General features: G+C 61.3%; 15 protein-coding genes. 8 read left to right on the forward strand and 7 right to left on the reverse strand.

Translation table 11 applies throughout. The annotated features are described in order from the left end of the window. Nucleotides 1-89 precede the first annotated feature (89 nt). The gene (locus NCT03_RS12355) at nt 90-1,682 is read right to left on the reverse strand and encodes an APC family permease (protein WP_250492747.1); all 1,593 of its coding nucleotides are present in this window, start codon (nt 1,680-1,682) and stop codon (nt 90-92) included. Between the two features lie 476 nt (nt 1,683-2,158). Here NCT03_RS12355 and NCT03_RS12360 point away from each other — a divergent pair, with 476 nt between their 5' ends. Continuing rightward, nucleotides 2,159-2,362 carry a cold-shock protein gene (locus NCT03_RS12360; protein ID WP_016346375.1) on the forward strand — a complete coding sequence of 68 codons (204 nt, stop codon included), beginning with the start codon at nt 2,159-2,161 and terminating at the stop codon, nt 2,360-2,362. A gap of 64 nt (nt 2,363-2,426) precedes the next feature. Here NCT03_RS12360 and NCT03_RS12365 read toward each other — a convergent pair whose 3' ends face one another. After that, entirely contained in the window at nt 2,427-3,701 is a 1,275-nt protein-coding gene (locus tag NCT03_RS12365) for an Hsp70 family protein (protein ID WP_250465774.1), read from the reverse strand. Between the two features lie 197 nt (nt 3,702-3,898). Here NCT03_RS12365 and NCT03_RS12370 point away from each other — a divergent pair, with 197 nt between their 5' ends. Next, nucleotides 3,899-5,386, forward strand: coding sequence for an MFS transporter (locus NCT03_RS12370; RefSeq protein ID WP_244826348.1), 1,488 nt, complete (start codon nt 3,899-3,901; stop codon nt 5,384-5,386). Between the two features lie 49 nt (nt 5,387-5,435). Here NCT03_RS12370 and NCT03_RS12375 read toward each other — a convergent pair whose 3' ends face one another. Together NCT03_RS12375 and NCT03_RS12380 are read right to left on the reverse strand one after the other, a co-directional pair. Continuing rightward, a complete protein-coding gene (locus tag NCT03_RS12375) occupies nt 5,436-6,029 on the reverse strand; it encodes a nitroreductase family protein (RefSeq protein WP_250465793.1) in 594 nt (197 codons plus the stop codon). 210 nt (nt 6,030-6,239) lie between these two features. Then, a complete protein-coding gene (locus NCT03_RS12380) occupies nt 6,240-7,523 on the reverse strand; it encodes an MFS transporter (protein WP_250465776.1) in 1,284 nt (427 codons plus the stop codon). Nucleotides 7,524-7,650: 127 nt separating this feature from the next. On the opposite strand from NCT03_RS12380, the gene NCT03_RS12385 reads away from it, so the two are divergent. Beyond that, nucleotides 7,651-8,295 (forward strand): TetR/AcrR family transcriptional regulator, encoded by a 645-nt coding sequence (locus NCT03_RS12385; RefSeq protein ID WP_409014905.1) that lies wholly within the window; start codon nt 7,651-7,653, stop codon nt 8,293-8,295. Then, entirely contained in the window at nt 8,292-8,849 is a 558-nt protein-coding gene (locus NCT03_RS12390) for a DUF1415 domain-containing protein (RefSeq protein WP_250465778.1), read from the forward strand. Before NCT03_RS12385 ends, NCT03_RS12390 begins: the two co-directional genes overlap by 4 nt. Here the strand turns inward: NCT03_RS12390 and NCT03_RS12395 are convergent, their stop codons facing one another. Then, complete coding sequence (locus NCT03_RS12395) at nt 8,850-9,719, reverse strand: class I SAM-dependent methyltransferase (protein WP_250465780.1); 870 nt, start codon at nt 9,717-9,719, stop codon at nt 8,850-8,852. A gap of 389 nt (nt 9,720-10,108) precedes the next feature. Between NCT03_RS12395 and NCT03_RS12400 the strand changes: the two genes are divergently transcribed. Beyond that, nucleotides 10,109-10,429 carry a DNA-binding protein gene (locus NCT03_RS12400; RefSeq protein WP_244826352.1) on the forward strand — a complete coding sequence of 107 codons (321 nt, stop codon included), beginning with the start codon at nt 10,109-10,111 and terminating at the stop codon, nt 10,427-10,429. A 50-nt stretch (nt 10,430-10,479) separates the two neighbouring features. On the opposite strand, the gene NCT03_RS12405 is transcribed toward NCT03_RS12400, so the two are convergent. Next, nucleotides 10,480-11,178 (reverse strand): FadR/GntR family transcriptional regulator, encoded by a 699-nt coding sequence (locus NCT03_RS12405; RefSeq protein ID WP_250465782.1) that lies wholly within the window; start codon nt 11,176-11,178, stop codon nt 10,480-10,482. A 253-nt stretch (nt 11,179-11,431) separates the two neighbouring features. Between NCT03_RS12405 and NCT03_RS12410 the strand changes: the two genes are divergently transcribed. The 3 genes from NCT03_RS12410 to NCT03_RS12420 all read left to right on the forward strand — a co-directional run bounded on the left by NCT03_RS12410 (nt 11,432) and on the right by NCT03_RS12420 (nt 15,502). Then, a complete protein-coding gene (locus tag NCT03_RS12410) occupies nt 11,432-12,556 on the forward strand; it encodes a mannitol dehydrogenase family protein (RefSeq protein ID WP_250465784.1) in 1,125 nt (374 codons plus the stop codon). Nucleotides 12,557-12,670: 114 nt separating this feature from the next. Next, nucleotides 12,671-13,951: an MFS transporter gene (locus NCT03_RS12415; RefSeq protein ID WP_244826354.1), complete on the forward strand. Its 1,281-nt coding sequence runs from the start codon at nt 12,671-12,673 to the stop codon at nt 13,949-13,951. A 9-nt stretch (nt 13,952-13,960) separates the two neighbouring features. Further along, on the forward strand, nt 13,961-15,502 hold the full coding sequence (locus tag NCT03_RS12420) for a UxaA family hydrolase (RefSeq protein ID WP_244826355.1): 1,542 nt from the start codon (nt 13,961-13,963) through the stop codon (nt 15,500-15,502). Between the two features lie 119 nt (nt 15,503-15,621). Here NCT03_RS12420 and NCT03_RS12425 read toward each other — a convergent pair whose 3' ends face one another. Continuing rightward, nucleotides 15,622-17,262 (reverse strand): NAD(P)/FAD-dependent oxidoreductase, encoded by a 1,641-nt coding sequence (locus NCT03_RS12425; RefSeq protein ID WP_250492748.1) that lies wholly within the window; start codon nt 17,260-17,262, stop codon nt 15,622-15,624. Nucleotides 17,263-17,463: the final 201 nt, after the last annotated feature.

The raw sequence follows: 17,463 nt of genomic DNA on the forward strand, positions 1-17,463 counted from the left end.
GCCTGAACGTACGAGTCGAGCAGGAAAGAACGAAGCCCGCCTGATTGCTCAGGCGGGCTTCGTTTTACCGCTTCTCGTCGACGATCTGTTTACGCGCCGACTTCGTGCTGAATGTCTTCGTGCGCTTCGCGTTCATCCAGATAGTCCGTCCTATAACCGGTGTGTACGCCCCAGAAGTAAAACACGAGCGCGAGCACGGCGACGAGCGCCATGTCCCAGCCATACGGCAACACGCCACTTCCGCCGAATTCCTTGCTGCCGATGAGCGACATGACGGCCATTGTCGGCAGATACGCCACCAGCCACCACGCGGCTTTCAGATCGCGGCCCCATCCCGCGAAGCCGGTCTTGCCCTGGAAGTAGAAGTACACGGGCAGCGCGACGACCATCAACAGAATGATTTTGCCGGTCAGCGGCCACTTTGCCCAGTACAGGACGAGCGACGCGCAGACGAACGCGAACGGCGCGACCAAGCCCATTAAGGGCAAGCGGACCGGTCGTTCCAGATCCGGCGCGGCGCGGCGCAGCGCCATCAGGCTCACAGGCCCGGTGAGATACGAAATGACCGTCGCCACCGAAATCACCGCCGCCAGCGTGCCCCAACCCCGGAAGAAGAACAGGAACACGAACGCGACGAACAGGTTAAACCACATCGCGGGACGCGGCACGCCGTAGAACGGATGCACGTTGCCGAATATCTTCGGCATCGTGTTGTTGCGCTCCATCGCGTAGATCATGCGCGTGGTCGTCGCCATGTAGGTGGTGCCGGTGCCGCTCGGGCTCACGAAAGCATCGACATAAAGAAGCACGGCGAGCCAGTTCAAATTCAGCGCCAGCGCCAGTTCCGCGAACGGCGACGCGAAGTTGAAATGCGACCAGCCCTTCGCGACATCGGCGGGATTGACCGCGCCGATGTAGGCCACTTGCAGCAATACGTAGATCACGAGCGCGATCAGAATCGAGCCGATCACGGCGAACGGGATGCTCCGCGACGGATTGCGCGCCTCGCCCGCGAGATTGACCGGGCTTTGAAAGCCGTTGAAGCTGAACACAATGCCGCTCGTCGCCACCGCCGTCAGCACGGCCGGCCAGCCATAGGGCGCGAAGCTCGACACCGTGCCGAAGTTCTCGGAATGGAACCCTGTATAGATGAGGCCGGCGATGGTCAGGCCGGGAATCAGGAACTTGAAGACAGTGATTGTCGAGTTGGCGCGCGCGAACACCTTCACGCCCCAGTAGTTGAGCATGAAGTACACGACCACGAGCAGCGCCGAGAGGATCAGCCCTGAAGTCGTGAGCGTTTCGTTCACGAAGAGCGCATGCGCCCATTCATAGGGCCACGTGCTCATATATTGAATGGATGCCTCGGCCTCGATCGGAATGACCGAGACGATGGCAATCCAGTTCGCCCACGCGCTGATGAAACCGACGAGCGCGCCATGCGAATAGCGCGCGTAACGCACCATGCCGCCGGATTCGGGAAACGTCGCGCCCAACTCCGCGTAAGTAAGAGCGATCGCCATGATGACGACCGCGCCGATCACCCACGCGACCATGGCTGCGGGACCGGCGATCTTGGCCGCTTTCCACGCGCCGAACAACCAGCCTGAACCGATGATGGAACCGAGGCCGGTAAGCATGAGTGCTATCGGCCCGATATTTCGTTGTATCGAACTCTTCACATTGTTCTCCAGTGTCTCTCGCCTTGCGCTTGGAGGTCAGGCGCACGAATGCACATCCGCCGCGCGCGATGCCGGCCTACGGTCCGGTGATAGGGCGATTTTGGTGCAACCTTGGCAGGTTGGCGCGTAGTGTAACGGTTGCACCTTTCGAATGCAGCGAAGGATTGTCAGCTTTCATCAGTTTTTGCGCGATGAAAGCTACCACACGGCGGTGATAGACAGTTGGCAGTGAAATTATGAAAGATTCGTAAGATACGTTGCGATATCTCAAAAAGTCCCTGCGCGGCAGTCGGATATTATTTGACCGCGAAAACGATTAGCCGTATAAACCTTCTTGCAGGATTTCAAGTGGCGAGTGACTTGTGGTTCTTTCGTAGTTCGCCATCGCGGTACTCCGGTTGGTCCCATTGCCCCTTCCTTGATCTTCATGCACCCTTGGCTTCGGCCTCATTCATCAATTTTTTGGAATAAGTAACATGGAAACCGGTACCGTCAAGTGGTTTAATGACGCAAAGGGCTTTGGCTTCATCACCCCGGATGGCGGCGGCGAAGATCTGTTCGCACACTTCTCGGAAATCCGCATTGAGGGTTTCAAGACACTTCAAGAAAACCAAAAGGTTACCTACGAAGTGAAGACTGGCCCCAAGGGCAAGCAAGCAGCGAACATCAAGCCGGCGTAAGTTTTTATCCGGCTTAGAGAAAACCCCGCCTCGGCGGGGTTTTTTGCATTTGGAACGAGCGCGATCAGGTAAAGACGCGTTGCGCGTAAATACCGAGACCCGTCGCCACGCTGGCAAGTCGATCGCCGAATACGGCTCGTGCGCCGGGAAAAGCCGCCGCGAGCGCATCGGACAGAAAGCGCAAACCGGTGGTGCCGCCCGTGAAGTACACGGCGCCGACATCCGCGTTCGCCACGCCCGCGCGTTTCACCGTTTCCAGCGCCGCTTCGACGATACGCCGCGTCTCGTCCGCTCCTGCTTCGATCAGTTGGGCTTCGTCGAATGCGACGCGCAGCGCTTCCTCCACCTCTTCCATGTCGATCTCGGTTACGCCGCCCGCCGCCACGTCGATCTTCGCTTCCTCAGCGTGCGCGGTCAGCGCATGACCAAGCCTGCGATCGACGACGCGCATCAGCCGGTCATGCAGACGCGGTTCGGGGTAAAGGTGGCGCATCAGTTGCAATTCGCTCACGCGCTTGGGCGTGTAGACGGTATTGATCAGATGCCACGTCGCCAGATCGAAATACACGCGGTTCGGCACTTCGCGCCCTTGCGGATCGAGCGTCTGATAACCGAGTTCGCGCAAAACGGTCGTCAGTTCGACGCGCCGGTCGAAATCTGTGCCGGCCACGTGCACACCGTGATGCGCGAGGACATCGCTTTTTCGGTCTAGCTGGCGAGCGCGCTCGGGCCCCACGCGAACGAGCGAGAAGTCGGACGTACCGCCGCCGATATCCGCGACCAGCACGAGCCCTTCCTGCGTCAGGCGCGCTTCGTAATCGAATGCGGCGGCGATCGGTTCGTATTGAAAGTGAATCTCGCGCAAGCCGATGGCGTGCGCGCACGCTTCGAGTTGCGACTGCGCAAGGCGGTCGGCGCGCGGATCGTCATCGACGAAAAAGACCGGACGGCCGAGAACCGCGCGATCGAGCGGACTTGGCGAGACCGCCTGCGCTTTCTGCTTCAGATGCTGCAGAAAAAGCGTGATGACGTCCGTGTACTTGATGGCGGAGCCGTCGCCGAGATCGGTGCTAGTGTCGGCGAGCGGCGAGCCGAGAATGCTTTTCATCGAACGCATGAGGCGGCCGTCGAAGCCGTCTATATACGATTCGAGCGCGGCGCGGCCATAGGACTGGCTGTTTTCGTCCGTGTTGAAGAAGACGGCCGTCGGAAGCGTGGTTGCCTCGCCCTCGACGGGAGCCAGCCGGATCGAATGGCCACCCTGCGTCTGCGCCTGAATCGCGGCAGGCACGGCGACGGCGGAATTCGACGTGCCAAAATCGATCGCACAGTAGGTCATGGACATCGAGGCAGCGTTACGAGGCAACGCCGCATTCAAAAGTGGACAGGGTTTGTAGCATGTTCGGCGGCATGCATCAACCGCATTCGAACCCGTCTGGAACCGCCACGACGCTTCAACCGGCGCGGAATGCAACTTGCTCGCCAAAGCGGCAATTTATTCACTGTTGCGCGCGCGGATGCAGCGGGCACGAGCCAATGAACGACACTACCTTACCGCAGGAAAATCGTTCGACCGCGAGCGCCAGCGATCGATCCGACATCATAGAAACCGATTTACCGGGACGGCTCGACCGTCTGCCCTGGGGCCGGTTTCATACGTTGATCGTATTCGCGCTCGGCATCACGTGGCTGCTCGACGGGCTCGAAGTCACGCTCGCGGGCGCGGTGGCGAGCGCATTGAAGTCGAGCCCGGCGCTGCACTTCAACAACACGGATGTCGGCATCGCCGGCAGCGCATATATTGCGGGCGCGGTGGTCGGCGCGCTTGGCTTCGGCTGGCTCACGGACCGGCTTGGACGACGCAAGCTCTTCTTCATCACGCTCTTTCTCTATGTGGCCGCGACCGCCGCAACCGCGTTCTCATGGGATCTCGCAAGTTTCGTGCTGTTCCGCTTTCTGACGGGCGCGGGCATCGGCGGTGAATACACGGCCATCAATTCCACGATCCAGGAATTCACGCCTGCACGCTTGCGCGGCTGGACCGATCTCGCCATTAACGGCACGTTCTGGATCGGCGCGGGCATTGGCGCGGCCGGTTCGCTCGTTTTGCTCGATCCGGGCCTGATGCCGCCCGATTGGGGCTGGCGCGGGTGCTTTCTGATCGGCGCGGCGCTCGGTCTCACCATTCTCTTCATGCGGATGTGGGTGCCGGAAAGTCCGCGCTGGCTCATCACGCATAACCGCGTCGATGAAGCGAAGCAGATTGTCGAGGACATCGAAGCGCATTTTCGCAAGCACGGCGTCGAAATACCGAACACGCCGATCAAGCCGCTGCGCCTAAAGATGCGCGAGCACACGCCACTTTCGGAAGTCGCGCACACGCTGTTTCATGTGCATCGGAGCCGCTCGCTGGTCGGCCTCATGTTGATGACCGCGCAGGCGTTCTTCTACAACGCAATCTTTTTCACTTACGCGCTCGTGCTGACGGACTTCTATCACGTGCCGGGCGATCACATCGGCTGGTACGTGCTGCCGTTCGCGGCGGGCAACTTCCTGGGCCCCGTTCTGCTCGGCAAGCTATTCGACGTGCTCGGCCGACGCCGGATGATCGCCTTCACTTACGCGATCTCGGGCGTGCTGCTCACGATCAGCGGATGGATGTTCATGCACGGAATGCTTTCCGTGACCACGCAGACGATAGCGTGGATGGTGATTTTCTTCTTCGCGTCGGCGGCGGCGAGTTCGGCCTATCTGACGGTCAGCGAGACGTTTCCGCTTGAGATTCGCGCGCTTGCCATCGCCGTGTTTTATGCGTTCGGTACGGCGCTCGGCGGGATCATCGGGCCGGCGCTGTTCGGGCAACTCATCGATACGCATCAGCGCGGCGCGGTGTTCGTCGGCTATTTGATCGGCTCGGCGCTGATGATCGCGGCCGCCGTCGTGGCCGGCATCTGGGGCGTGGCGGCGGAGCGCAAGTCTCTGGAAGATGTTGCGCGGCCGCTGTCATCGGCGGATGAGGGGTGATGTCGTACACATCCGCAGTCAAGCGCACCCGCGCCGCGTAAGCCTGGCTTCACTCGAAACTCTTTCCCCACGCGCCTTCGAACGACGTCTCGCCCAGCGCCTTGCGTGCTCGCGGCGCGGCCTCGCGTTCGCGCAGCGCGTCGTCGAGAAGATTCGCGTCGCCGTGATGACCGACTGCGACCATCGCGATGATCTCCACCTCCGGCGGAATCTCGAACGCCGCGCGGAACGCGTCGCGATCGAAGCCGCCCATCTGATGCGTCGCGAGCCCGAGCGCGTGCGCCTGGAGCACGAGCGCCATCGCGGCCGCGCCGGTGTCGTAGAGCGCGGTGCGGCTGACACCCTTCGGCGTGAGCGTCGACGCAGTCACGCAGACCAGCACGGGCACGCGAACATTCCATGTCCTATTGGACGGCGCGAGCGTTTCGAACGCGCGCTGGAACGCGGCTTCGTCGCGATGCCGATCGAACGCGATAAAACGCCAAGGCTGCAAATTGCTCGATGAAGGCGCCCAGCGCGCCGCTTCGAGCAGGCTATGCAGATGCTCGCGGCTCAGCGGCGCGTCGGAGAACGCGCGCGGGCTCCAGCGGCCCGCGAGTAGTTCGTGGATATCGACTTCGGTTGCGGCGGGTTTGGAGGTCATCATTGGAATCCTTCAGCGAATGGAAGAAGCGAGGCCTGCCCATCACGATAACGGCTTGCAGCAGTCAACCGCACAACGCTACCACTTCAATTCAGCACCGTTGCCTCGCGCCGCCCTCAAAAGCGCAAACGGCGCGCATCGGCCCAATGCGCGCCGTTCAAGTATCGAACGACAAGGATAAGTCACGGACTCACACGTCCGCAGAAGCGCTCAAGTGGCGGCGACGCCCATCGACCGCCCCGCGCGATTGATCCGCAGCACCGTAACGGCTGCGACGAGGCAAAGACCGCCGGAGATCATCGTCGCCACGGTGTAGCTGCCGAGGCTCGACCGCAGCATGCCGCCGCCCAGCGCCGCGAACGCCGCGCCGAGCTGGTGCCCCGCCACGATCCAGCCGAAGACGATCGGCGCCGACTCCTTGCCATAGACATCGGTGGCGAGGCGCACCGTCGGCGGCACGGTTGCGATCCAGTCGAGCCCGTAAAACACCGCGAAAAGCGGCAAGCCGAAGAAGTCGATGCCAAACGCATACGGCAGATAGATCAACGACAACCCGCGCAGGCCGTAGTACCAAAACAGCAGCAGGCGCGCGTTGAAGCGATCCGAAAGCCATCCGGAAAGCGTCGTGCCGAACAAATCGAAAATGCCCATCGCCGCGAGCAAGGTCGCGCCTTGCACCTGCGTCATGCCGTAGTCGGAGCACATCGCGATCAGATGCGTGCCGACATAACCGTTCGTGCTCGCGCCGCACACGAAAAAGCTGAAGAACAACAGCCAAAAATCGCGCGTCTTGCTCGCCATGCCGAGCGTGCCGAATGCGACCTTGATCGGATTTTTCGGCGGCGGAATGACGGCGGGCGGCGCGTCCGGGCTTTCGCCGACGGGTCGCAGCGCGACATCCGACGGACGCTCCGGCAGCAGCCACGCGACGAGCGGCACGACGACTGCGGTTGCTATAGCCACGACGAAAACCACCGGCCGCCAGCCGTGATGCTCCGACAACGCCGCGAGAAACGGCAGAAACACGAGCTGCCCGGTCGCCGAACTGGCGGTGAGAATGCCCATTGCAAGCCCGCGATGCGTCGTGAACCAGCGATTTACCACCGTCGCCGAAAGCGTGAGCGCCGCCACGCCCGTCGAGCCGCCGACCATCACGCCCCAGATTACGATCATCTGCCAGGGCGCGGTCATCATCGAGGAGAGGCCGACGCCTGCGGCCAAGGTCGCAAGCGCGGCGAGCAAGGTCGGACGCACGCCGAATCGCTGCATGGCGGCAGCGGCGAACGGTCCGGTCAGTCCGTAAAGCGCAAGGTTGATCGAGATGGCGAGCGAAATGGTTCCGCGCGACCAGCCGAACTGTTTTTCGAGCGGCAACATCATCACGCTCGGCGTCGCGCGCGTGCCGGCCGCCGCCAGCAACACCAGGAAAACGACGCCCACTGCGATCCAGCCGTAATGCACGCGGCCGCCAAGCCGTCTCGCTACCCAATTCATCGCTGCTCCGTTCCGTGAATTTCGTGTTTTACGCGCCGTGACGTTACCGACCTGTCACATCAGAGTTGCGAGCTTAGTTACCGATCGGTAACATGTCAAGACCCAAGCAATATTCAAGGATGCGACTGTGACACGAACTCCCGCCGGCCAGCCGAAAACCCCTGCTCGCCGCAGTGTGCGAACCGACGGCGTGCAGGCTCGGGAACAATTGCTCGATGCCGCGCAGGAACTGTTTTATCGCGAAGGCATCCGCGCGATTGGCGTCGATGCCGTCGTCGAACGCGCGGGCGTCAACAAGATGAGCCTGTACCGGCGCTTCGCTTCGAAAGACGAACTCGTCACCGCGTATCTGCAGCGCATGGACGAAAGATTCCGCAAGCGCTTCGAGGCAAGCGTCGAGAAGCATCCGGGCGCGCCGGCCGAGCAACTCGTTCAATCGCTCGAGGATCTCGTCGGGCGCGCGTCGGCGCCGGATTATCGCGGCTGTCCGTTTCTCAACATCGCGTGCGAATTCGGCGATCCGGCGCATCCCGCGCGGCAATCCGTCGAGCGCAACAAGCACTATCTGATCACGCGGCTCACCGAGATTTCGGCTGCTGCGGGCGCCGCCGATCCCGTCGAACTGGCAGAATCGCTGGCGTTGCTCGTCGATGGCGTCTACGCGACGAGCCAGACTTACGGTCCCGGTTCGGGGCCGATGCGCGCGGCGCCTCGCATTGCGCGCACATTGATCGACGCGGCCTGTAAGCCGCTTATTCAGGATGCACCATGAACGACCGTAGCACCCGCGAAGAAAATGTGATCGCGGCCACGCGCCACTGGCTCACCCGCGCTGTCATCGGCTTGAACCTGTGTCCTTTTGCCAAGAGCGTGCATGTGAAGGGACAGATTCGCTATGTCGTGAGCGACGCGCGCGGCGTGGAAGATGTCGTCGCGGAACTCGCGGACGAACTGCGCCTTTTGCGCGAAAGCGATGCAAAAGACATCGACACGACGCTTTTCATCACGCCGCACGCCTTTGCGCACTTCACCGATTACAACGACGCGCTGTTCTTCGCCGACCGCTTGTTGAACGACATGGGCCTTGCCGGAGAACTGCAGATTGCGAGCTTTCATCCGCAATATCGCTTCGAAGGCAGCGAGCCCGACGACATCGAGAACTTTACGAATCGGGCGCCGTATCCCATCTTTCATTTGCTGCGCGAAGCGAGCATCGACCGCGCAGTGGATGCCTTTCCCGACGCCGCCGATATCTACGAACGCAACATGGAAACGCTGCGTCGCCTCGGTCACGAAGGTTTCGCGGCGTGGATGAAAAGCGACTGATCAGTGCGCGAAGAAGCGCTCGCGCAACTCGTCCAGCCCGAGCGTTTCGAGCACATCCGACAGCCGTTGCGCGGGCCGGGCGCGCGGCAAGTCCTTGAACTGAGCGATGATGAGCTCGTTTTTCATCGAATGTTCCCAGCCTACGAGTTCCGTCACGCTGACCTGATATCCGTGAGATTCGAGCTGCAGGCAGCGCAGTACATTCGTAATCTGGCTGCCGAATTCGCGCGTATGCAGCGGATGCCGCCACATCTCCGTCAGCACGTTCTTCGACAGCGCATGCCCCTTGTTCTTGCGCAGCACTGACGCGACTTCCGCCTGACAACACGGCACCACGACAATGTACTTCGCGTTCTTCTGCAGAGCGAACTGGATGGCGTCGTCCGTTGCGGTATTGCAGGCGTGCAGCGCGGTCACGACATCGATGGAATCCGGCAGCAGATTCGATTCAATCGATTCGGCCACCGACAGATTCAGAAACGACATTCCCTCGAAATCCAGCCGCTTCGCCAATTCCTCCGATTTTTGAACAAGATCCTCACGCGTCTCAATACCGTAGATGTGTGACCGATCGCGCAGAGTCTTGAAGAACAGATCGTAGAGAATAAACCCAAGGTAAGACTTCCCCGCGCCATGGTCGACAAGCGACACCGAACCCTGGCGTTCGTGAACGTCGGCAAGCAGCGGTTCGATGAACTGATAGAGGTGATAGACCTGTTTCAGTTTGCGGCGGCTGTCCTGATTCATCTTGCCGTCGCGCGTGAGGATATGAAGTTCCTTCAGCAGTTCGATCGACTGACCTGGACGGATTTCGTGCTTTGTAGTGGGGTCGGGGGTGCCCGGAGCCGACGCGGAGGACTTCTTGGCCATCGTGAAAGTGACGTGGAAATTAAAAAACGAGGCTAGTTTGCGCCGAATGTGCGCTAACCGCTGGTTCTGCCGACTCGAAAGGAGAAGTTTACCCAAAAGCGCGAAGACGCTCTTGTTCCGCCCAAGTCGACCGGCGATGCAAGACGGCTAGAAAACGCTTGGAACACTTCGTGCATTGTCCGGTATGCGAATCTGGCCGGGACGATGCATAGCGTGGGGAAGAAGCCCGGCGCGCCAATGCAGCAAGGAAGAGCAACAAGCAGGTAGCAAAGCCACGCCTCGACAACGCAGTACGCGTCGTCACCCGCGAGCGGCTTTCGTTACGTAACACCTAACACTCAGCGCGGCGATTGCGACTCGCCGGCGCCATGAACATGGAGAGGACGGCGATGGACGCGATCCCCGACAAGAAAGCAGAAAAGCAGTTTCAGGAGATGCTCGCGGCGCTGACCACGATGCCCGCCTGGAGCGAGAAGCAACAACTCGAACTTGAAATGGCTCGAGAGATTTCGGTGGAGATGCTGCGTCTCGCCGAATCGATGCGCGACGGCTCCACGGATATCGAATCGTGTCTGACCATGCTGAAGTACGCCAAGGTGATGGACTTCGTCCTGACCACGCTCGCCTCGCGCCGCGAGATCGCGCCGCAGACACTGCGCGTGATCTTCAAGCTGGCTGGCCTGAAGGTCGATGAAGCGTATCCCGGCTAACGCGGGCTAACTTTCGAGAGAACCGGTTCGTCTTTGAAGGCGCGCCGGTTTCAGCCTTTGCGCCGTGTCATCAGACGCTCGGCCGACTTGCGCATGTGCCGCTGCATCGCGGCTTGAGCCTGCACCGCGTCCCGCGCTTCGAGCGCCTCGAGAATCTCGAGATGTTCGCCAAGCGCGGCCGCCCAGGTTTCCTCCCCCTCGAAATGTCCGCGTAACGTGGATGACAGCGGACTATGCCGTTCGTCATAGAGACTGCCCACTGTCCTGACCAGCACGTCGTTGCCCGACATCTGCGCGATCGCAACGTGAAACGCGCGGTCGGCGCTCATTGGCACTTGTCCCGCTTCGACTTCGCGCGCCATGGTCTCGTAGACGGCGCGTAGCGTCTTCAATGCCTTTGGCTTGGCAAACGGCGCGACATTCGCGGCAATCGCGCCTTCGATCACGCTGCGCGCATTCATGATCTCGATCGGGCTCTCGCCCAGTTCCGCCTCGGTGGCGGGCGGCTTCGCCACGGGCGTCGCGCAGATATAGACGCCCGAGCCCATGCGAATCTCGACTCGCCCTTCCAGTTCCAGCGCAACCAGCGCCTCACGCACCGAAGGCCGCGACACGCCCAACGTCTGCGCGAGTTCGCGTTCGGAGGGCAACCGGCCGTTCGGCGCAAAGTCCTGCTGTTCGATCAGAGCGCGCAGCTTATCGGCGATCTGAAGGTAGAGGCGACGCGTTTCGACTGGTTTGACACTCACGTGCACACTCCTGCATGTCTCGGGGAAAACGTGGATTGTAATCAGCGGAAGGGTTGACGCACCGTACGAAGCGCGTTCGACCATTTTCAAACGCTTACAAGTGGCTTGACCAATTCCAATTCGAGCCACTAGTATGCATTTCGGTAAGGCCAGATGGGCCATATTTTTTACGGCTGTCTGGAACCGTTCCCAACGACAAAACCCCCTATGTACTTCGCCGTCGCATCGAGCGATGGCGCGATAGCCGCCCGACATGACCAATCCGATTCTCCAGTTCGGCACGAGCCGTTTTCTGCAAGCGCACGTCGACTTCTTCGTGGCCGACGCCGCGCGGCGCGATCCTGCGAAAGCGCTCGGCAAGATCACCGTCGTGCAGACCACGTCGAGTCCCGACAGCCGCGCGCGCGTCGATGCGCTGCGCGCCACGGGCCGCTATCCGGTACGCATTCGCGGACGCGAGCGCGACGCGACCGTCGACACCACCATCGAATGCGATTCGATCACCGAAGCGCTGCACGCCAACGACGACTGGCCGCTGTTGCTAGAACGCATGGAACGCGACGTGAAGGTGATCGTCTCGAACACGGCCGACACGGGTTACGCCCTTTTCGACGAAGACACGGCCGACCTGCTCGATGGCGCGCGTACGCCGCGCGGATTCGCGGCCAAGCTCGCCGTGCTGCTGCACGCACGCTTCAAGGCGAGCGCGGCGCCGATCACGCTGTTGCCGTGCGAACTCGTCTCGCGTAACGGCGACACCTTGCGCGACCTCGTGCTCGACTTGGCACGCAAATGGAATGCGGACGACGCGTTCATCGCTTACTTGTCGAACGATTGCGTCTGGGTGAATTCGCTCGTGGACCGCATCGTGTCGGAGCCTATCCTGCCGGTCGGCGCGATTGCCGAGCCTTACGCGTTGTGGGCAATCGAGCGGCAAGCGGGCATGACCTTGCCGTGCGAACACGAAGACATCGTCGTCACCGACGACCTCGCGCACTACGAGCGCCTGAAACTGCTGCTGCTCAACCTCGGCCACACGATGCTCGCGGAAATCTGGCGCACGCGCGGCGGCGCGCCCGACATGACCGTGCTCGACGCGATGCGCGATTCCGCGTACCGCGAGCCGCTCGAAGCCACCTGGCGCGACGAAGTGCTGCCGGTGTTTGTCGCGCTCGGCAAGGGCGACGTGGCAAGCGACTATCTCGCGAGCGTGCGCGACCGCTTCGAGAACCCGTTTCTCGTGCACAAGCTCGCGGATATCGCGCGTAATCACGACGAGAAGAAAGTGCGGCGTTTTCAACCTGTGGTCGATTTCGCTGCCGAACTCGAACTCGATATCGAACAAAAGCGCCTGCGCGATGCATTGAACGCGCATTGAGAACCGCCAAAGAACGCGGACTCCGTCACACCGTTTTTGAATCACGGCTCACCGCGTCGGCATGGCGGTTTGGGCCGGCAGAAATGAAATGCCATCATCCCGAGGAGACAAACGATGCGCAAAATGCGTTGGGTAGTGATATTTCTGGCCTTTCTGGCCATCGCGATCAATTACATCGATCGCGCGAATCTGGCCGTGGCTGCACCGCAGATTGAAAAGGCGCTCGGCATCGGGCCGGCGGAAATGGGCTTCATCCTGAGCGGCTTCTTCTGGACCTACGCGCTCATGCAGATGCCTTTCGGCTGGTTCGTTGACCGCGTGGGCGCGCGAATCGCACTGCCGCTTGCGGTGGGCTGGTGGTCGGTGTTCACGGCGCTCACCGCCACCGCGACGAGCGTCGCGGGCATGTTCGGCTGCCGGCTGATGCTGGGCGTCGGCGAAGCGGGTGCGTATCCGTCGTGCGCGAAGCTCGTCGCGCAGTGGTTCAAGCCGCAGCAGCGCGCGTTTGCCACCAGCATCTTCGATAGCGGCTCGCGTGTCGGTTCCGCGCTGTCGATTCCTGTCGTTGCGCTCATCATCAGCTCGGTGGGCTGGGAAGCGTCGTTCGTCATCACTGGCGCACTCGGCGCGGTGTGGATCTTGGGCTGGTTCCTCATTTACCGTAATAAGTCGCTCGGCGACCTCACCGGTCCCGTGGATGTCCCGCCGCAACCGGTCGCGCCGAAGAACAAGGTCTCGTGGGGCTCGCTCTTCAAGTACCGCACGCTGTGGGGCATGATGCTCGGCTTCTTCTGCCTGAACTTCGTGATCTACTTCTTCATCACCTGGTTCCCGAGCTATCTCGTGCAGACGCATGGCTTCTCGCTCAAGTCGCTCGGCACGCTCGGCATGATTCCGGCGCTGATGTCCATCCCGGGCGGCTGGCTCGGCGGTGTCGTGTCCGACTCGCTCTTCAAGCGCGGCTGGAGCCTCACGGCGGCGCGCAAGACCTGCATGGTCGGCGGCATGCTGCTGTCGTCGGTCATCACGCTCTCGGCGTTCACCACGAACATCTACCTGATGCTCGGCTTTTTCGGCGTTGCATACGGCAGCCTCGCGTTCGCCGCGGCCAGCATCTGGTCGCTGCCGGGCGATGTTGCACCGACGCCGGGACACGTCGCGTCCATCGGTGGCATTCAGAACTTCGCGTCGAACCTGGCGGGTATCGTCATCACGACGTTCACGGGCGTCATGGTCGAAATGACGAAAGGCTCGTTCACCATTCCGCTGTGTGTTGCAGGCGGCTTCTGCTTTCTCGGCGCGTTCAGCTATCTTGTGATTGTCGGCAAGATCGAACCGCTCAACCGCGCCGAAACGGAAGCCCTCGCCGACAAGCGCGCTCCCTCCACGATCTAAGAAAACATCATGTCCACCACATCCACCGACCATGCGGTCATCCGGCTGCATCCCAAAGACGATGTCGTCATCGCGACACGTCAGCTGCTCTCCGGCGCGCGCATCGCGTCGGAGGATCTCGTCGTCATGGGCCTGATTCCGCCGGGCCACAAGATCGCGACGCGCGCCATCGCCGCGGGCGAGCCCGTCAAGCGCTACAACCAGATCATCGGCGTGGCGAAGGACGCCATCGCACGCGGCCAGCATGTCCATACGCAAAATCTGTCGATGGCCGAGTTCGCGCGCGAGCACGAGTTCGGCATCGACAAGCATCCGACGCCTTTCGTCGATGAACCCGCGACGTTCATGGGCATTCGCCGCGACGACGGCCGCGTGGCGACGCGCAATTTCGTCGGCGTGCTGACGAGCGTCAATTGCTCGGCGACCGTCGCGCGCGCGATTGCTGATCACTTTCGGCGCGACGTTCATCCGGAAGCGCTGGCGGACTACCCGAACGTCGACGGCGTGATTGCGCTCACACATGGCTTGGGATGCGGCATCGACATGCAGGGCGATGGCCTCGCCATCTTGCGTCGCACGCTGGCCGGATACGCGGTGCATCCGAATTTCTATTCGGTGCTCTTCGTCGGCCTGGGATGCGAGACCAATCAGATTTCCGGCGTGCTCGAAGCAAGCGGACTGAAAGACGGCGAGCGTCTGCGCAGCTTTACGATTCAGGACAGCGGCGGGACGAGAAAGACGATCGAGCACGGCATCGCATTGGTCAAGGAGATGCTCACGGAAGCGAATCGCGTCAAGCGCGAGCCGGTGCCGGCGTCGCATCTGATCGTCGGTTTGCAATGCGGCGGGTCGGATGGCTACTCGGGCATTTCGGCGAATCCGGCGCTCGGCGCGGCCGTCGACAAACTCGTCGCGCATGGCGGCACGGCGATTCTCTCCGAGACACCGGAGGTTTATGGCGCGGAACATTTGCTGACGCGGCGCGCGGTCAGCCGTGAAGTCGGCGAGAAACTGCTGACGCGTATCAAGTGGTGGGAGGACTATTGCGCGCGCAACGGTGCGGCGATGGACAACAATCCGTCGGCGGGCAACAAGGTCGGCGGGCTGACCACGATTCTCGAAAAGTCGCTTGGCGCGGTGGCCAAGGGCGGCACGACCAATCTCGTCGAGGTTTATGAGTACGCGCAGCGCGTCGACGCCAAGGGCTTCGTGTTCATGGATTCACCCGGCTACGATCCGATGTCCGCAACGGGTCAGGTTGCTTCGGGCGCGAATCTCATCTGCTTCACGACCGGACGTGGTTCGGCTTACGGCTGCGCGCCTTCGCCATCGCTCAAGCTCGCGACGAACACCGCGCTCTGGGAGCGGCAAGAAGAGGATATGGATATCAACTGCGGCGGCGTGATCGATGGAACGGCGAGCATTGGGCAACTCGGCGATCAGATTTTTCAGATGATGCTGGACTGCGCGTCGGGCGTGGCATCGAAGAGCGAACTGCACGGGTATGGGCAGAGTGAGTTCGTGCCCTGGCAGGTGGGCGTGGTTACTTGAGGTTTTTTGATGCGGATGAAAGGGCGCAACGGTGACGATGCGCCCTTTTTCGTTTTTGAGGCAATGGGCGTTGGTTATGTCTCTTCGACGTTTGCATGGATTGCAAATGAGTCGCGACGTTACCGGACGGCCGCCTCATGTTCCGCCATCATCCTCAACGCGACGGCCTCCGCGACTTCGATTCCGTCGATCGCCGCTGAATAGATCCCGCCCGCATAACCCGCGCCCTCGCCCGCCGGATACAAGCCTTCGACATTGACGCTTTGGTAATCGTCATTATTGCGGCGCACCCGCAGCGGCGACGACGTGCGCGTCTCGACGCCAGTGAGAACGGCGTCGTGCATCGCGAAGCCGGGGATCTTCTTATCGAGCTCAGGCAGTGCTTCTCGGATGGCTTCGATCACATAATCGGGCAACGCGGTGCTGAGATCGGTCGGCTTGACGCCTGGCTTGTACGAAGGCACGACCGATCCAAGCGATGTCGAAGCGCGCCTCGCGATGAAGTCGCCCACAAGCTGTGCAGGCGCGCTGTAATCGCCGCCGCCCAGTTCGAACGCACGCTCTTCCCACATGCGCTGGAAGGCGATGCCCGCGAGTGGACCGCCCGGATAATCTTCCGGCGTGATGCCGACGACGATACCCGCGTTCGCATTACGTTCCGCGCGCGAGTACTGGCTCATGCCATTGGTCACGACTCGGCCGGGCTCCGACGTCGCCGCGACAACCGTTCCGCCAGGACACATGCAAAAGCTGTAGACAGCGCGGCCGTTGCTGCAATGGTGGACGACTTTATAGTCCGCGGCGCCAAGCCGTTCGTGACCGGCAAATTTGCCGAAACGGCTCCGATCGATAATGCCCTGCGGATGCTCGATACGAAACCCGAGCGAAAACGGCTTCGCTTCCAGGAAAACGCCGCGATCGTGCAACATCTGGAAGGTGTCGCGCGCGCTATGTCCGACGGCCAGCACAACGTGATCGCAACGCAGCGTTTCTCCGCTCGACAGGCGTAGACCGCGCACCTTGCCATCGTCGATGTCGATATCCTCGACGCGCTGCTCGAATCGTACTTCGCCGCCGAGTTGATGAATATTCGCGCGCATCTTTTCGACCATGCTGACCAGTCGAAACGTGCCGATATGCGGCCGGCTCAGATACAGGATGTCTTCAGGCGCGCCCGCTTTGACGAACTCGTCGAGGACTTTGCGCCCGTAGTGCTTCGGATCCTTGATTTGACTGTAGAGCTTGCCATCGGAGAAGGTGCCAGCGCCGCCTTCACCGAACTGCACATTGGATTCCGGGTTAAGCTCGTTTCGGCGCCACAGACCCCAAGTATCTTTCGTCCGCTCGCGCACGGCTTTTCCACGCTCGAGGATGATCGGGCGAAAACCCATTTGCGCGAGAATCAGCCCGGCAAACAGCCCACACGGCCCCATGCCGATGACGACGGGGCGAAGCTGGCTCGATGCTTCAGGCGCCTTGGCCACGAAGTGGTAAGCCATATCCGGCGTAATGCCGACATGCGGATGCGGCCGGGCCTTTAGTCGCGCGAGCACCGACGCTTCATCCGCCAACTCCACATCGATGATGTACGTAAGCTTGATGTCGGCGCGCTTGCGTGCATCGTGCGCGCGGCGAAAGACATGGAAGCGCACGAGTTCGCTTGACGTCACGCCGATTTCTCCAAGGCGCGCGATGACCGCAGGCTTGATGGCCGAATCAGGATGATCGAGCGGAAGCTTGATTTCGCTTAAACGTAGCATGGGAACTCGAATGGCAATCGGCTGCGCAATGTTTTGCTGATTTTATCGCGCGATCAAGGCGTGCACGGCTGATCGAATCCGGCAGATCAGCCAAACGCTGCAGAAATGCAAAAACCCCACCTGTTTGGGGGTGGGGTTTTTGTTGCTGCATGAGGAGCCTGACGATTACCTACTTTCACACGGGAGATCCGCACTATCATC

This window comes from Caballeronia sp. GAWG1-1 (genome assembly GCF_023631465.1).
Lineage (GTDB): Bacteria > Pseudomonadota > Gammaproteobacteria > Burkholderiales > Burkholderiaceae > Caballeronia.

Coding starts and splice junctions, on each gene's coding strand:
- NCT03_RS12360 (WP_016346375.1), top strand. CDS start 2,159: ATGGAAACCGGTACCGTCAAGTGGTTTAATGACGCAAAGGGCTTTGGC.
- NCT03_RS12365 (WP_250465774.1), bottom strand. CDS start 3,701: ATGACCTACTGTGCGATCGATTTTGGCACGTCGAATTCCGCCGTCGCC.
- NCT03_RS12370 (WP_244826348.1), top strand. CDS start 3,899: ATGAACGACACTACCTTACCGCAGGAAAATCGTTCGACCGCGAGCGCC.
- NCT03_RS12375 (WP_250465793.1), bottom strand. CDS start 6,029: ATGACCTCCAAACCCGCCGCAACCGAAGTCGATATCCACGAACTACTC.
- NCT03_RS12380 (WP_250465776.1), bottom strand. CDS start 7,523: ATGAATTGGGTAGCGAGACGGCTTGGCGGCCGCGTGCATTACGGCTGG.
- NCT03_RS12390 (WP_250465778.1), top strand. CDS start 8,292: ATGAACGACCGTAGCACCCGCGAAGAAAATGTGATCGCGGCCACGCGC.
- NCT03_RS12395 (WP_250465780.1), bottom strand. CDS start 9,719: ATGGCCAAGAAGTCCTCCGCGTCGGCTCCGGGCACCCCCGACCCCACT.
- NCT03_RS12400 (WP_244826352.1), top strand. CDS start 10,109: ATGGACGCGATCCCCGACAAGAAAGCAGAAAAGCAGTTTCAGGAGATG.
- NCT03_RS12410 (WP_250465784.1), top strand. CDS start 11,432: ATGACCAATCCGATTCTCCAGTTCGGCACGAGCCGTTTTCTGCAAGCG.
- NCT03_RS12415 (WP_244826354.1), top strand. CDS start 12,671: ATGCGCAAAATGCGTTGGGTAGTGATATTTCTGGCCTTTCTGGCCATC.
- NCT03_RS12420 (WP_244826355.1), top strand. CDS start 13,961: ATGTCCACCACATCCACCGACCATGCGGTCATCCGGCTGCATCCCAAA.
- NCT03_RS12425 (WP_250492748.1), bottom strand. CDS start 17,262: ATGCTACGTTTAAGCGAAATCAAGCTTCCGCTCGATCATCCTGATTCG.